The 14,912-nt window shown below is 37.0% G+C and carries 15 protein-coding genes and 1 pseudogene; 5 read left to right on the forward strand and 11 right to left on the reverse strand.

Translation table 11 applies throughout. The features are described from left to right. The first annotated feature begins 857 nt into the window (after nt 1-857). Complete coding sequence (locus HP439_RS12050) at nt 858-1,883, forward strand: AAA family ATPase (protein ID WP_172390589.1); 1,026 nt, start codon at nt 858-860, stop codon at nt 1,881-1,883. Nucleotides 1,884-1,895: 12 nt separating this feature from the next. Here the strand turns inward: HP439_RS12050 and HP439_RS12055 are convergent, their stop codons facing one another. Then, nucleotides 1,896-4,319, reverse strand: coding sequence for a S8 family peptidase (locus tag HP439_RS12055; protein ID WP_172390590.1), 2,424 nt, complete (start codon nt 4,317-4,319; stop codon nt 1,896-1,898). 281 nt (nt 4,320-4,600) lie between these two features. Continuing rightward, nucleotides 4,601-4,759 (reverse strand): hypothetical protein, encoded by a 159-nt coding sequence (locus HP439_RS12060; protein WP_172390591.1) that lies wholly within the window; start codon nt 4,757-4,759, stop codon nt 4,601-4,603. Nucleotides 4,760-5,007: 248 nt separating this feature from the next. On the opposite strand from HP439_RS12060, the gene HP439_RS12065 reads away from it, so the two are divergent. The 3 genes from HP439_RS12065 to HP439_RS12075 all read left to right on the forward strand — a co-directional run bounded on the left by HP439_RS12065 (nt 5,008) and on the right by HP439_RS12075 (nt 7,063). Continuing rightward, a complete protein-coding gene (locus tag HP439_RS12065; RefSeq protein ID WP_172390592.1) occupies nt 5,008-6,099 on the forward strand; it encodes a hypothetical protein in 1,092 nt (363 codons plus the stop codon). 89 nt (nt 6,100-6,188) lie between these two features. Further along, a complete protein-coding gene (locus HP439_RS12070; RefSeq protein WP_172390593.1) occupies nt 6,189-6,545 on the forward strand; it encodes a hypothetical protein in 357 nt (118 codons plus the stop codon). Between the two features lie 68 nt (nt 6,546-6,613). Continuing rightward, nucleotides 6,614-7,063, forward strand: a complete 450-nt coding sequence (locus HP439_RS12075; protein ID WP_172390594.1) for a YobI family P-loop NTPase — start codon at nt 6,614-6,616, stop codon at nt 7,061-7,063. A gap of 127 nt (nt 7,064-7,190) precedes the next feature. Here the strand turns inward: HP439_RS12075 and HP439_RS12080 are convergent, their stop codons facing one another. From HP439_RS12080 to HP439_RS12090, 3 genes and pseudogenes are all read right to left on the reverse strand, one after another. Beyond that, nucleotides 7,191-7,832, reverse strand: coding sequence for a transposase (locus tag HP439_RS12080; RefSeq protein ID WP_172390595.1), 642 nt, complete (start codon nt 7,830-7,832; stop codon nt 7,191-7,193). Nucleotides 7,833-8,119: 287 nt separating this feature from the next. Beyond that, the gene (locus tag HP439_RS12085) at nt 8,120-8,836 is read right to left on the reverse strand and encodes a basic secretory protein-like protein (RefSeq protein WP_172390596.1); all 717 of its coding nucleotides are present in this window, start codon (nt 8,834-8,836) and stop codon (nt 8,120-8,122) included. Between the two features lie 228 nt (nt 8,837-9,064). Then, a pseudogene (locus HP439_RS12090) lies at nt 9,065-9,261 on the reverse strand (IS66 family transposase); the annotation flags it as partial. A 118-nt stretch (nt 9,262-9,379) separates the two neighbouring features. Between HP439_RS12090 and HP439_RS12095 the strand changes: the two are divergent. Beyond that, nucleotides 9,380-9,649, forward strand: coding sequence for a hypothetical protein (locus tag HP439_RS12095; RefSeq protein WP_172390597.1), 270 nt, complete (start codon nt 9,380-9,382; stop codon nt 9,647-9,649). A gap of 351 nt (nt 9,650-10,000) precedes the next feature. Here HP439_RS12095 and HP439_RS12100 read toward each other — a convergent pair whose 3' ends face one another. The 6 genes from HP439_RS12100 to HP439_RS12125 all read right to left on the reverse strand — a co-directional run bounded on the left by HP439_RS12100 (nt 10,001) and on the right by HP439_RS12125 (nt 14,561). Further along, complete coding sequence (locus tag HP439_RS12100; protein WP_172390598.1) at nt 10,001-10,492, reverse strand: hypothetical protein; 492 nt, start codon at nt 10,490-10,492, stop codon at nt 10,001-10,003. A 269-nt stretch (nt 10,493-10,761) separates the two neighbouring features. Beyond that, nucleotides 10,762-11,091 carry a hypothetical protein gene (locus tag HP439_RS12105; protein WP_172390599.1) on the reverse strand — a complete coding sequence of 110 codons (330 nt, stop codon included), beginning with the start codon at nt 11,089-11,091 and terminating at the stop codon, nt 10,762-10,764. A 456-nt stretch (nt 11,092-11,547) separates the two neighbouring features. Continuing rightward, nucleotides 11,548-12,432 carry a hypothetical protein gene (locus HP439_RS12110; RefSeq protein ID WP_172390600.1) on the reverse strand — a complete coding sequence of 295 codons (885 nt, stop codon included), beginning with the start codon at nt 12,430-12,432 and terminating at the stop codon, nt 11,548-11,550. 81 nt (nt 12,433-12,513) lie between these two features. Beyond that, complete coding sequence (locus tag HP439_RS12115) at nt 12,514-13,359, reverse strand: hypothetical protein (protein ID WP_172390601.1); 846 nt, start codon at nt 13,357-13,359, stop codon at nt 12,514-12,516. A gap of 370 nt (nt 13,360-13,729) precedes the next feature. Continuing rightward, the gene (locus HP439_RS12120) at nt 13,730-14,152 is read right to left on the reverse strand and encodes a DUF3592 domain-containing protein (RefSeq protein WP_172390602.1); all 423 of its coding nucleotides are present in this window, start codon (nt 14,150-14,152) and stop codon (nt 13,730-13,732) included. 82 nt (nt 14,153-14,234) lie between these two features. Then, nucleotides 14,235-14,561 carry a DUF4870 domain-containing protein gene (locus HP439_RS12125; RefSeq protein ID WP_172390603.1) on the reverse strand — a complete coding sequence of 109 codons (327 nt, stop codon included), beginning with the start codon at nt 14,559-14,561 and terminating at the stop codon, nt 14,235-14,237. Nucleotides 14,562-14,912 lie beyond the last annotated feature (351 nt).

The following is a 14,912-nucleotide window of genomic DNA, read 5'->3' on the forward strand; positions in this document are numbered from 1 at the left end:
GATATACTAGCAGAAATAGGCATAATTATTACTTGAAACAATTATTTTTACTGTCTCCAAATATATAGACCATCTACCTGATGCCATTTTTAAGTACCAGATCAACGAAACACTTTATTATCATCGTTCAACCAAGTAGATTGAGTGAGGGAAGTTTGTAATGTGCTACAATTTAGCCGTATTTATGATTTAAAACTGAATTGAACAAATATGCATTCACCATTTGTTTAAAAGATGTTGGTAAAAAAGAAATATCCTTTCTCAGGAGCAATGGGATTAAATATGTAGTCTAAGGATGAACACGAATCCAAAAGGGAAATAAGTAGCCAAAATTTTTAAGGGCTCTTTTATTAGATGAAGATATTAATTTCGTAATGAAGTATATATCTTCACTGGTGAAGTCGCTAAATATAGAAATGAATATTACGCCGTCCTTATTGAAATAGAGCTGTACAAAGCTTTGGATAGAGACTTGGTCAAAAAAGAGCTAAAACAGATTCATACTAACACATTAATTGCCAAAGATAAAGATGCTAGTAATTTGGAAGGGTGTATTATTCCCCCCGAAATGTAGTGAAAATGATTAAAGAACATGATTAGAGCACTGACTTGACTCCATTCTCTTTCAAAGTTTAAAAAACACATTGAGTTATCCTCTTTTTAATATCAATGAAAGAACTTCTTGAAACATGTCGGCAAAATTCGTTCTATTTACTTTTATAATAAGCAGTGCTAGCAATTCGATTTAATTTTGCTATCTTTCAATCAAATAAACTTAAATGTGCTAGCACAACTATACAATTTCGTACCTTTGCACTTATACACTTGTATAAGTTAATACAAGATGGTAGATAAAAATGGGACAACAAGATTATATAAAAGACATCGCGCGCTTTGGGTTGGAAAACGACCAGGAGAAGCTATTGTCTACGTTGAACGAATTTATCGAGCACAACAAGAACAGTAAAAAGGTCAACTTTGCCTTACAACTACAGTCACTACTGAAAGACAGCCTACGCAAGCCACAGCATAGCCCGCTGCAAAAGGTGGGATCGCAATCGCATTTCCAACAGATACAGGACAGGGAGACAGATGAACTCATCATAGAGACGCTAACATCTGATTACAGTCTAGATAATCTGGTATGTACGGAATCTGCTAACGATAAACTGGTCAACTTCTTGGAGGAACATCGCCATAGCGACGTACTATTGAAGTACCAACTTCCAATCTCGAATAAACTGTTGCTATACGGCCCTTCGGGGTGTGGTAAGACGTTGGCTTCTTACGTCATCGCTGGCGAACTGCAAAAGATGATGATCGTGGTCAACCTTGGTGCTATCGTATCGTCTAAACTTGGTGAGACGAGTAAGAACTTAGCTAAGTTATTCCGTAAGGCGGCTCAGGAAGACTGTATCATTTTTATCGATGAGTTTGATTCTTTGGGCAAGGTACGTGACTACAGCCAGGATCATGGCGAGATGAAGCGAGTCGTGAATACGATCTTGCAATTATTCGATTATCTACCGCAGAGCAGTATGGTGATCTGCGCGACCAACCAAAAAGATATGTTGGATGAGTCGTTGTTGCGTCGGTTTGACCTCGCGATCTCTTTGGAGCTACCGAACCAGCAACAGATACAGGAATTGATCCAATTGGTCTTAAAAGAGGGACAGTTTGCCTATGACAGAAAGGTATCCATAAAAAAACTGATCGAAGTTGCACAGGGTCTCTCCTACTACAGCATACAGAAGACGCTGATCAATGCCATAAAGCGAAGTCTATTTGCAATAAAAGGTACACAGGCGCTAAGGCCTAAGATCAATACCCAGATTTGGTACGATCTGCTCATACAGGAAAAAGAAGCCTTGGCTGTTGAATAAGCCAAGGCTTTTTTATGCTTCGGCATCGAGATCTTGGTCAGCAGATAATATGTGCTCTACTTCATTAACAGCCAACATTTCATCGTATAATCTACCAGTTGATTGTTTCAATGTTTCTTCTATAGATACCGCGATAGAAAATCTGTTGTCTTTTTGATAGGGAGTATCCTCCCCCGGTCTTAGCTGGGGATGTTTAAAGCAGTGAACTCCTATTTTAAAAACGTTACTCTCATCAAGCAGTTCGTTAACGTTGACAACAAAACTTAACTTTTGTGTGTTCGAAAAAGGATTGGGTTTTTGTTTAAACCGACAGTTTTGACTCCATAGATTTAAAGCACTTTTCAATTTAGAAGTTATAATATGTTCTTTTTCTACAATAGCTCCGCCTTCATGGTTTTTAAAGAAGCTAAATGCTATCAATACGGGACAATATCCTAATTGGCTTTCCTTTACAGGAAAAAATTGATAAGAAATAGTTGCCGTGATCCTCAGTATTCTATTTTTCTTCCCTAAATCATTTGTTATTAAGTAATCTGGAAAATTCACAGGAACAATCTTAAGTTCACCATTGCTTATCGTGTCCTCTATTATAAAATTGATAGTGTTGTTATCGGAATAGATAGCATGGTCGTTATTCAAACATCCATGTCCCACTAACATACTTTTATTTGTCGCCAAGTCTTCCACCCATTTATCTGAACAATGATTGAGCATCAACGCTTTAATAGAAGCCGCTCTGAGACTAGGATAATGCTTTTGGATCTGTACGGCGATATTAGCTGCTAAAGGCGTAGCAAAACTTGTTCCTAATAATCGATAGAAACTTTCGGTAGGGTCTGCAGAAAGCAAGAGCATACTACCTTCACCTATATCTGTTAGCCCTGTTTTTCCATAACAATAGTCACCACCAGCCATTACGAGATCTGGCTTAAACAACGTCTTATTAACCTTAGTCTTGCCTTTAAGCAGTTCATATTGATAATGCCCTTTTCTACTATAGATTGTGGGGTATTCTTTCCCGTTAGAAATTCCTATATAATCTCCTATACTCAACGAGTCAGCACAAGCCCCCACAGTAATATTGTTTAGCGACTCTGCCGGACTACAAAGATTAGCTTGCTCATTTTCAAAATAATCTAGATCGTAACCATCCGTATCCATAATAGCATCTGAATTATTCCCCGTCGATATAAAGATCAAGCAATCATGTTCAAAGACAAATTTGTCTAAAGCATATGCATAACTCGAATAATGCTCATTATACTTCTTATTTGCATAAAAATTAATGGTCAATGTGAATATCTTAATGTGCGGATATCGTTCGATCGCCATTTCAAGCAACCCCAAAACACGGCTAATCGATATTGAAGAGCTATCGGAGTCAATAATCTTAATTGGCAATAGCTGACAATGCGGAGTAATAATACCTTTGTATTCTTGCCTTACAGCTTCTGCGCCTAAAGCCACTAAAGCTGACACCGCAGTGCCATGTCCCCTGCCACTATCTATGTTATCTTGTTGGACGGATGTTGTGGTTAAATTTAATTCCTCGTCGGTGACAATCAATTGTGCTAACGGCGTATGAGCATCAATACCAGAATCTATAATTCCGACTAATGGAAGGTTTTCACCAGCAGCGACTTCGAATCCATACTCTCGACTAGGCACGTTAAAGACATCTGGTCTAATTATCGTAGCTCTACCCGATGTAGCTTGTAAAAAAATATCAAAGTTATTGATGATCTCATCTAGGTCCAATCCTTCTCTATTGTATATCTCTACAATACCGATCTCCCTATTTACAATATGTTCAATCCCTCGATCAATGAGGTAGGTCTTTAGACTCTCTATTAACGTCTCAAGTTCGTGATTATGAACCATAAGATCTGCTACCTTTAAGACAAACACCTCTGCTGTAACTTCTGTATTTATGATTTCCGCTGTAGTAAGTAGTTCAAAATCTTCTATATAGTGTATGAGCTTAGGGTATTTCCTCTCTTGATGATCCTGAGCATTATGGATAGCGGCCTCCACAGCAGATAAGAATGTATTGAACTTATCGAAGTTACCCTCTGCGACGCCAAATACTATTGACATACCGAAATTTGTAACTTCTACGACTTCTAAACCAAACGCCTGGTACCATCTTCCAAAATACTCATTTACTGCAAATTGCCCCCAAAAATTGATACGAATAAAATCCACGTGAAGCGGCACATCTAATTCAGGACTTCTCTGATCTATTCGCTGACTTCGATCTCGACCGAACTTTGAATAGGACTTTTGTAGATTTTGACCAATATTAACATAGTCCCTGACTTTATCTTTCTCACCCTCATCATCGTCTGTGTTTTCGCCAAAGCCATAGTTGTATTTCATTGTAACTGGATCATTCTTCTGTATATTTGTATTAAGCAGGACATGCGGTTTTTTCATAATTGTGCAAAAGTTTGTTTTGTAATAATCGGTATATTCTAATATACCAAAAATTTAATAAGTAGTCAAAAAATATCATACAAAATAAATATAGAATACAGAAAGCAAATTACAGTGCAAACATTCCCCTCCAAATTCTCGACGGACGATTCAATGAGAGGAAAGTCTAAGTATACGTAGGTATTTCCTTTTCCTATCGCATCACAATCAATAATTTACAGCATTATACATAAGCATATTCTTCCAACTTATTCCCGATTTTACTTCTCGCTCGCTCCATCCTATTGCTCCACAGATCGTTTCTGCATCACGTTTTTAGCATCGTCCAAGATTACCAATTCCTTGCGGGCTAAAATTGTACTCAATTTGTCGACCTCACTGTCAAGATCATCCTCGTTCTCTATTAAAAATCTAACTTGTCCGCTAGACCTATGATTCATACATCAGAAAGGTTCATCTTTAATAAATTAGCCTTCTCTTGATTTTGGAAATGATTATTTCTTTTAGTGACATAATTTCTCGCTTTTAGTCAAATCCGAGGAGCTAACTCGTACAGCCCTCTTTAAAACCGTAAGATCACAATATTATCATTACTTAATTATATATAAGTTTTATTTTAATGCAATCGTGGTATTTGCAGAATGATATAATAATATCGTATTTTTGAGCACCAATATTATTAATCTTCATGAGTAACGAAATAAGCAAAACCGTATACAATAAAGTGGGAGACGCTATCGACGTAGTTATTAAACCACTTAATGAAAGGATGTCAAATCCATTGATTGGATCATTTGTGATATCTTGGACAATTCTTAACTGGAAGCCAATTTTATTTTTGATTTTCTCTTCGCAATCGATAGAAAATAAAATAAAACTTATTACATCTGAATTCTACCCAAACCAATTTCTTTACCTTGAATACAGTTGGTATATGTACTTGATTTTCCCACTTATTTTATCGATAATATATACCTTGGGGACTCCTCGATTGGAAAATTTCATTTCTAAAATAAACAGACCACCCACTATTCGAAAAAACACTCAACTTCATACGGATAAGATTGCTGATTTTAAAAAACTTAAGGAGATTGCGAGTGAAGAAGCCGCAGTCGCCGAAGCCAAGTCAGAATACAAAACTTTGTTACAAAAAGATCAAGTAATTAACGACCTTAATAAGACAGTTGAAATATTAAAAAATCAAGAAGCTGAGCAAATTGGTACGATAAACGATTTGCTGGAAGCTTCTAAACGCATAAAAGCGGAAAATATAACATTGAATAAGACGAGCTTCGAAAAAGATTCTTACAACGAGCACCAACTAATGACTCTTACCTCTATCGTTAATAGAGTAATAACAGAAATACCTACAAAAAATCTCGGTTCCTTAATTAATGAAATTAAACATTTTGTTGCAAAATACGGGGACAACGAGAGAAGATTCGGAAACGAATTAGTCAACAATATCAGAGAATCTATTTCTCGTGCGGAATCAATTAATCCACCTTTTGTGCTTCAATTACAAATTGATGATCAACACCAGGATAACCTAGAATATTATAAAGATATAGTGAAAAGCTTGTTTGAGGTTATTTCAGATTTATCTTTTACTGAAGAGAATAAAATGGAAATCGTTTGCAGATTTAAGATTCCGACTGATAACCCCGAAATGTATGATTTTATATTAGATAGTATTCCAGGTATATCTGCCGTACGATTTTCGAAACCTGAATTTTTAAGAAACGGCAAAGTTAAATATAAACAGGGAGCACTAAAGTGACCCTCATAACATTCAGGAAGTTCATAGTATGGAGCACAAAATACTGTTGATACAATACTCGTATTAATTTTGACACAAAAATATCTACGATGATAAAAATTCAAGAGTTTAGACTTCATCCAAGAGATGAATTTGATGGAAGAAAGATGAGTTTCTTCTTTCAGCTGCAAGAGAACGAACAGATAGTAGGAAGCTCTATTATTAATGTAATTGTCACAGGTGCCATTCTCCCTTATTGGATGGAACAACTGCCGCTAAATTCAACAGACGCAGATTTCGGAAAATTAGTTCTTAAAATAATTGAGAGTGATTTAAAGCGGATACTAAGGAATGGTTATTCTATCGAAAACAGAATTGATTTAAAATATTGGACACACAATAATCCGCAAGCCAACTATGACATAATGGAAATAGGAAATATTCGCGATTATGAAATAACTTTATAAAAGTAGATCATGAACAAAAAAATAGCAACCTAGTTTCAATTGCCATTGACAAACTTAAGAGTTTTCATTTGCACTTAAAGAGTAAGTATGAACCTAGATTAGATAACAGCAACTACAGCTCATTAGCTCCTATTGCAGACGCTGATAAGGACAACCACTATACAAATGCGTTAACTTGGGCTTTACAAACTAGAAGTGAAAATGACATTAGAAACATTACACTTACAGGACCTTATGGGTCTGGAAAAAGCAGTGTCTTAAAAACATTTCAAAATAAGTATGTAAAAAATGATCTCCATTTTCTAAACATTTCTCTAGCAACATTTAAAGAAGAGGTATTGGAAGAAGAGGACGAGTTAGATGTTAGGCGGGAACCAACAGAAAATATTCAGACAACCAACGGTCCAATAGTAAGTCTCGTTCTCCATAAAGGAGATGTGAAGAAAAAGACGAACTCTGAGAGTCTTATTCGGTTGATTGAGCTAAAGTATTCTACAACAAATCTTTTACCATGCTGAAGACTCGGAAATACCTGAATCACGGTTCAAAAAATAAAAAGAATTAGCAAAGGTACAATTAGATTGAAATCTATAGCTACCATAGGGAGTGTAACTCAAACTGTGTCATTGGATAATTAACCTAATTCTAAAAGTCTCTATCTAGCTTGAGCCTATCTCCAAATTTAATACAAAGTTGAGATATCGTCAAGCCCCAGTTGTGCATCGGCATTGTCCACTTTTTAGAGATATCCTTTATTATCAGAAACATTAACTTCATAAGAGCTTGTTCAGAACTGAATGCACCTTTAGACTTCGTAATTTTACGGACCTGACTGGGCATTCCTTCAATAGGATTAGTGGTGTAAATAGTCCTGCGATCCTGTTCATCGCACTGGAAAAAAGTAGATAAGTTGACCCAATTGTCCAGCCAGGATTTAGCAGCAATTGGGCATTTCTTGCTCCATTTCTCTTCAAAGACCAGTAAGTTTTCGTAGGCCATTTCTTTGTTAACAGCTTTGTATACGGGCTTTTGTTCATGTGATGTTCGATTAAAATCAGTTGAGCTCCTATTTTCCCTCGACCGAACATTATTATCGATAAATTGGTAGACCTCTCTGTCTCCTTCTACGGTCATACCTTTTACGCTCACATTTTTATTAAGCTTATGGTCGTCCCAGCTGTTCGAGTAACTCGCCCCATTTCTATATACAGTAGGCCTCCCCTCCCCTGTATAATTACCCGTGGTAGCGTCAAACCCATTTCCCATTCCCCCTCCACTCGAACTCATGTTCTTGTAACGTCTACCCAATTTTCCTGTATTGCTAAGAACTCCCTATCCAAATATTTTTTCATTCCAGTTGAATCTGTTGAGCATGATCGTATTGTTATAAAATCTGTTCATATACCCGTGGTAGGATTTGAATTTAATGGAACCGTAGCACCGGAAAAAAGTATGCGTCCCTTTTGCTGTGCCAATTAATGGTTTAACATATTTCTCATGAGATTTTTCTTGAGAAATACCTAAAGATCGTAAAATTGCCAATAAAATTTCCAAAGTTTGAATTAACTCATAGTTTAGATTTTAGGATTTTCAGCGTATTCGGCCCATAAAGTGTCAATCGATTCCCCTGTTTCGTTTTTCCAGAAATCCTCTGAGTATGTTTTCTCACGCATCGCTTTGTCCAATTTCTTTACAAAATTTTTCTTCACATTTTTTTCGATCCAATGGAAAAACCGAGCGGTAACTCGATATGAATCAGTATATTTTTGTGCCGTTGAAAATTCAGGTAACTTCCAATCCCCTGCTTCATTGGCTACCCCATATTTAAAACGGATAAAATCCGCAATTCCCTCGGTTACCCACCATGGACCAGAATTATTGGGGTAAGCTTGAACGATATGCATAATCTCATGGGTCACAACATCAATATCGTTTGGATTTTTTGCAAACCAGTCGGGACTATAACGCACAATTCCTCCAGCTGTAGCGGCCACCCCCTTATAATCTGGGTCTATCACAAAAGTAACTACCTTCCTTGACTCCTTATTAAAGGTTTTAACAAGTTTAGGATAATTTTGAAAATACGTTGTAATTAGCTCTTTTTTTAGGTTAGGACTAAAATCTTTATCCTTGTTGATCCAAATCAACGTAAAACCTTTTTTCTCAATAGTGTCTACGTTAAAGGCAACTTTTCGGTCATCATCTGTATGCTCCCAACTTTGGGCATTAAGTGACAATCCAGGTATCACCATTATACAAAATAAAAAAAATAAAATAGCTGTTCTGTTCATTACTGTTAGGTTTTATAATTATGTTGGAATTTTTAAAGGGCTGTTAAGATTAAAAAACACATTTTAAATGATTACTAAAACGTTAATGTTCTTTCAAAGATCGAAAAAAACATTGTAATCCATGACACCTTTGAATAAAAAAATTAGATTCAAGACCAACTATAATTTCCGACCAAAAAAACTAGAACGTATCCACCCGCTGAACGAATTATTTTCTGATTGGATAATTTATTTATAGTTCTGGGAATACAGCTCTTCTAGTTTTTGTGGTTGATGGATATAATGGTGATATTTCCAAGAGTATATTTTAACCATTGAAAAGGATTTATCTCGTGTTTTTTGCAGATCGCCAAAAAAGAGGATATCATGGCGGCGCGCTGAGCAGCTTCACGGCTTCCCGAAAAAAGGTAGTTCTTTCGTCCAAGTTTATGTAAAATAACTTTTCAAAAGGAGGAATTTGGAGGTGTTCGAAAAAATATCGAATTCTTTATCAACCAAACGCATGTCTGAATTGTTCTTATGGAGAACTAATTAAGGATGGATATGAAAAATTTTTCTGAGCATGAATTTGAAAAAAGGAAAAAAATGTTCGCAGAAGAACTCCTAAAAATCCAAGAAAAGCATAACGAGTGGTGTAAGGAAAATCTAAGCTACTATAAAGTAGGAAAAACTCCGACACTAGCTGAAATGGCTTGGGTGGGTTACACCAACAATAAGGTAGACGTGCACATCGGAATCAAAGATATTCCACTGAAAATTCTTCAAGACTGTTACGAGGCACAATGGAGGGTATTTCACGACGACCCCACCTAGGTTTTTCATGCAGCCCCAGAGACTGTAATTCAAATTCAGGCAGATTTTTTCCTTCTGCCTGATTACCAAAAAGCTATCTAATTGTAGCGTTAAACCAATAACCAAAGCCAAAAATGGATGTGAACGGATAGTGCTATGGAGTTATTCCTTCGGTTTAGCAACATCGCTTATGATAATACTTAGGGAACAATTTTTTTCGATCGAAATCGATGAAAAACTGACCGATTTTCCCTTGAAAGAAGGCAAGTACCATTCAGTTATCCTGATTTTTCGGATTTTTCAAATATGTTGCCTCCACTTTTTTTACAATAGAATCGGTTATCCTAATCCACATAATCTGTTCTTTTAAAATTATTGAGTCATTTGCTTTTTTATATATGCACAATAAGAATTCCACGCCGCATCATAGTCCACTTCCAGAAAATATTGTAATCGAATTTTGGTGATGGTTTGGTTATTAAAGTTAAATGAAAGTTGGTCGTCTCTGACGACCAACGACATACTTTGGTCACTTTGTTCAGCCATCCACTGAACAAATTCTCTTTCGTTTTCGAAAGTGATTAAAACAGGATGTGGTCCCATTCCATCATTTACCTCACCAATACAAAACTTTCCGTCAAAAAAATACAATCCGATGCCGCAATAATCCCGGTGAGCATGATAAAGTCCGCCTGCGCCTAGATAGTAGCCCTCTTTACTTAATCTTGTTGGACGTTGTCTTAACTTGTTCGCGACTGCACCAGCAACCGTCTCTCCATAGATTTCCCGATCCAAAGCATCGAAAATTTCAAGATCTTTCTCGCTAAGTGCCGAAGGCGATATGTCAGAAATATACATTTTCATTTTACTTGCTTGATTTTGTTACGTTTTCCAAGACACCAGTCCTGTGTTTCAATCGCTAGGGAGGACAAATACACCCATAGCATAAATTCTCTTTTATATTTCTAAATCTTGGGTTGAAACATTTTCCAGATTCAATCGGCAACCGTTTGAAATATCCTCTAATCTACCCTCCTCACAATCCAAATATATTGACTTTCAAACATATTCGACTGGCAATGAAAAGTATTAAAAGAGGAATAATCGGTTTATCCTAGCTTCTGTATTTGCAATTACTCTTGGCCAGCTGGCTCCAGTAATTCATTTAACGCAGCAATCACCTCCGCTTCTAGCGCCTTTATTCTACGAGATCTCGCCAGCACATAGATGCCTAACGGGAGAAAAAAAAACAGCAGTATAACCACCATATCCAGACCATTGGTCATCGTGATTGTACCTCGCTCGGATTTTAATTTTAATCCGATAGATCCTGTGAGTGTAAATCCACTGGTACGTACCTGAACAGCGCCAAAGTTTGCCGTTATTTTACGGTACGGTAATTTCTCGCGCAGTCCTTCAATCAGTTGCTCTTTTGAAAAAGGCTTAAAACGTAATGCTTTCATTGTGTTTGTTATTTATTTTAAAAAATCTCGGTCAAAACTATTCGCCGTTACGCTGTAAATAAGACCGCTCGCAACACCCCTACCTATAAAGAGACTCTTGCAATGCGGTAACTTTGTCGCTTTGATCTTTCGTTTCCGGGACATCCTCTCGATCCCCCGACATTTTCTTTACAAGAGTCAACGATTGTTGGATTTATACACTCAGTTCTCGTTCTTTTTGCGCCAATTGCATCCGCGGCATTTGTAAACACGATTTGTTTTCTTCCCGCTATTTTGCCTCTTGATTTGTTTGTTTGATCTTCCATGAAAAACCTCGGTGACTAAAAACCTATTACCGCGTTTGCATCTATCCAAATGCGATCTATTGACCGAAGCCTGTTAAAGGGTACGGAGCCTGGCGATAAGACGACGTATAAAATGCTGACGATACCCTATTCTCTTTCATTTTGATCATTATTAAGGCAATATAATATCTTGGAACTGAAACGGAAGCTCCTTTACAGCATCCTTGGTTTCAATAAGAATTTCGATATAACAATCTTTTGTTGGTTGCTCAGTGAGGTGGAATTGATACAAGTTACCGACCGAAGAATACCCAGTGTCGATTTTCTTTCCTTTTCCGTTGTAAATAGATACTCGATAAAATGCCTCGCCTAAGGCTTTATTTAATTGAAATGTAAGGGCCTTGTGACTGGAACTCCTGCCGCCCATTCCCATTATACCAGTAAGTAATTGGCGAGCCTGGTTTATTTCCTCTTGTTCCTCCCGGTCTAAAGCACCTTCTTTCTTACGTTTTTTCACTTCTCTATCAATCAGTTTTTGAGCCTCTTCCTGCATATCGAGAAGCTTATTGGTGTCCATCAATTCTAGCGCTATTTCAGCATAGGTATTCAAGAGCAGATTTTCGCCCCTTCGATGTAAGAAATCACGGACAATAACTTTCCCGTAATTCGCTTCGGTCGGACTAAAGTAGAGCAGACTGCCCTGAAATTTTTCGATCTTAGTAACGCGGCGGCGGGATGCTTCTACGATAAACTCCATTTTTTTATCGTTTTGATACCTGTCGTTTTTGTAAAAGCTATCTTTAATTTCTTTCAAAGATTTGCCGGTTTCGTCTACTACTGTAAGCTTGCCGAGTTTTATAAAATGGTAATTATCGAGCCTAATACCGTTCACTGCAGTAGTAAACGTAATTTTACTAATGGAATCGGATGTACTGCGCTGGGTTTGTCCGTTAAATCTTTCTTCTTTAATATCCTGCAAAAACAAGTTAAGCTCTTGCGAATAGATAGTCATCGTGTGAATACAAAAAACGAGGATTAAAATTAGTTTCCGTTTCATTGCTCTATTGTTTTGGTGGAATGTCCATGATATTTATTTGCACTGCATCTATGATTATTGCTAAAGGTGTGCTCTATCTTTTTATGGTAAGCGCACATCAACAAATTGAAACGGGATCTCTTGGATAGCATCCCCCGTTTTCACAATAATCTGCATCCTCATTTCTGGAGTAAGGCTTTCCTCGATAGAGAAGCTATAGGAGTCGCCATAGTTTGATGACCCGTTAGTCAATGTCTTTCCGTCTTTCCATATTTTAACTTCAACAACAGCATCATTCGGATCTTCCCGGTAAAAATGTAATAGTTTTGAGGCGTCGCCTCCCCAGTAGTTGTAATCGCTTACTGCTTTATCCAGATAGAGCTTGGCATCATCAACATCATCACCCACCCCCGCATTTTGATGAATCTCCTTTACCTTTTTAAGATATCCCGTTTCATCGTTCTTTTGCATCTTACTCAAACCCCGTAAATCAATCAGCACTAATTTACAGCCGTTTATTCCTTTCAGCAGGTTTTGATGATAATACTGCTGTAAATTGGTGAGGTTCAGCTCTGATTTAAGCGCTTCTGAGACCGTAAAATATTCGATCACTCCTGTAACCGAAATGCTTTCTGCCTCTCTTGCAGGCGGCGTAATACCAATTACTATTTCCTTCTGGTTTGTGAAATAATCCCTCGGATACGGATACCCAGCAATCATTTCTAACGGATTACTCAAATTATCTACCGCCCGGATTTCTTTTATGCTAATTTGATGGCTTTGATCGACTTTAACTCCTATGAGTTCCGTGGTAAGTTCTAACTTACTTGGCCAAAAACCGATGTTTCTTTGCTCTTCGGTGCCTTTTAGTACAAGCTCTCCCTGTTGAGCGAGTAATAGCCGGGAACTGAAGATGTACAAAACTGCTATTAAAAGACTAATTTTCATTTGTTTATGTTTATCGATTTCTAGGAACGCGTTTAAGACTAAGACCAATGATTGAATTTTTAAATAGCATTGTCAAATGCTGAGTGGGTAAGCCTAAGTAACCATAGTATTGGCTTTAGTTTTGTAAATTTTTACTAAATAAAAACAACTAATAATCTGTTTTTAGATCTATTACATACCACAATACGTTTACAAAATGTCTGTTTCGTTGCTGCATTTTGCGAATAGCATTTCTTGTTCTTCATACCCGGCAATGAAACGTCTGAGTAAAAAAAGACAGATTATGCCTGTCGGACACCTCTTATGACGAACCGGAGCCGCTGAAACAACTGAATCTGGCTACTTACAGTGTCTACATTTCAATTTAGATTTATATTATTCCCCATTTAAACAAAAAGTATCCGCAACCAATCACCAAAATCGGCATCCCAAAAGCTAACAATATGTTGCTTCCCAGATAAATACCCCAATAGGAAATGATACGTACGTTTTGGTGATTCTTTGGACTGTAAACAATAGGCACTTTTTCGCCAATATTATAGGCCGGTGGATTTGAACGTGCATTAGGTGTATACGTCTTTTTCTCGCCGTTAACGATATATTCTAGTAGCGGTGCATACATAATGGATGTCCCGCTGTTATCGCGGGATTCCATTGCAATATTATCGCTCACAGTAGCGAACGTCCGTATTCCTGCTTCTCGGAATTGTCGGGACGATAAAAACATTTGAATACCAAGCGCCACTAGAGCTAACCCAATCAATACCAAAAGTCCATGTATTGCTACTCCCATCTTCATTACATTTTACTGTTCTAAAATTTCATCCAATAACTGCGTAACCGGGATAAAAAGAATCTGCTTCTCCATGATTAAACTATTTATCAATAAATTCAAATTTGTCCTCAAATAGTTTCCCGATAATTGGTAACGGCTTCTTTGCTTCATTTGCAGCAGCGATGATACCCAGTATCATCAGAATAAGGAAAATAATGCCCGAGAAACTAAGTATAGTGGCCAAAGACGGAATTAGGGTTAATAAGATAGCAACCAGGATATTGAAAATCAAGGATGCTACCAGCAGCCCCAATCCTTGCTTCAGATGATACCTACTCAAATCGTTCCGTTCTTCTTTACCAGCGAAATAAGCGACCAGCCAAAGGATACCGATGTAGCTTAAAATTGATTGTACTTTAGGAGTCATAATTATCAAATTTTATATACTGCAAAAATGGGTAGAAATCAACGAGCTCCTCTTCTATTTAGCTCAACAAACCATCTACAACAAATTATCTCGTATATACAAACTATATACACAAATACTATTAGACGCATTACTAGCTAGTTACAACAATAATAAATAGACTGATTTATCATCGCATATTCAGGTTTCGTCTATTTTTTTTCATTATTTTGTTGGGATTTGCAGATAGAAGCAATACAAAATCGAGATGTAGAACAATATGAATAAAGCGCTCTTTATTTATATCCCATGCTCACCAGCCATAAAAACGATAAATAGATGAAAATACAGCATATATTATGTAGTATAATT

The sequence above is a fragment of the Sphingobacterium shayense genome (genome assembly GCF_013179575.1).
Classification (GTDB): domain Bacteria; phylum Bacteroidota; class Bacteroidia; order Sphingobacteriales; family Sphingobacteriaceae; genus Sphingobacterium; species Sphingobacterium shayense.

Bases quoted from the DNA above. Each gene is read 5' to 3' on its own strand.
- HP439_RS12050 (WP_172390589.1), top strand. From the start codon at position 858: ATGGGACAACAAGATTATATAAAAGACATCGCGCGCTTTGGGTTGGAA.
- HP439_RS12055 (WP_172390590.1), bottom strand. From the start codon at position 4,319: ATGAAAAAACCGCATGTCCTGCTTAATACAAATATACAGAAGAATGAT.
- HP439_RS12060 (WP_172390591.1), bottom strand. From the start codon at position 4,759: ATGAATCATAGGTCTAGCGGACAAGTTAGATTTTTAATAGAGAACGAG.
- HP439_RS12065 (WP_172390592.1), top strand. From the start codon at position 5,008: ATGAGTAACGAAATAAGCAAAACCGTATACAATAAAGTGGGAGACGCT.
- HP439_RS12070 (WP_172390593.1), top strand. From the start codon at position 6,189: ATGATAAAAATTCAAGAGTTTAGACTTCATCCAAGAGATGAATTTGAT.
- HP439_RS12080 (WP_172390595.1), bottom strand. From the start codon at position 7,832: ATGAGTTCGAGTGGAGGGGGAATGGGAAATGGGTTTGACGCTACCACG.
- HP439_RS12085 (WP_172390596.1), bottom strand. From the start codon at position 8,836: ATGAACAGAACAGCTATTTTATTTTTTTTATTTTGTATAATGGTGATA.
- HP439_RS12095 (WP_172390597.1), top strand. From the start codon at position 9,380: ATGAAAAATTTTTCTGAGCATGAATTTGAAAAAAGGAAAAAAATGTTC.
- HP439_RS12100 (WP_172390598.1), bottom strand. From the start codon at position 10,492: ATGAAAATGTATATTTCTGACATATCGCCTTCGGCACTTAGCGAGAAA.
- HP439_RS12105 (WP_172390599.1), bottom strand. From the start codon at position 11,091: ATGAAAGCATTACGTTTTAAGCCTTTTTCAAAAGAGCAACTGATTGAA.
- HP439_RS12110 (WP_172390600.1), bottom strand. From the start codon at position 12,432: ATGAAACGGAAACTAATTTTAATCCTCGTTTTTTGTATTCACACGATG.
- HP439_RS12115 (WP_172390601.1), bottom strand. From the start codon at position 13,359: ATGAAAATTAGTCTTTTAATAGCAGTTTTGTACATCTTCAGTTCCCGG.
- HP439_RS12120 (WP_172390602.1), bottom strand. From the start codon at position 14,152: ATGGGAGTAGCAATACATGGACTTTTGGTATTGATTGGGTTAGCTCTA.
- HP439_RS12125 (WP_172390603.1), bottom strand. From the start codon at position 14,561: ATGACTCCTAAAGTACAATCAATTTTAAGCTACATCGGTATCCTTTGG.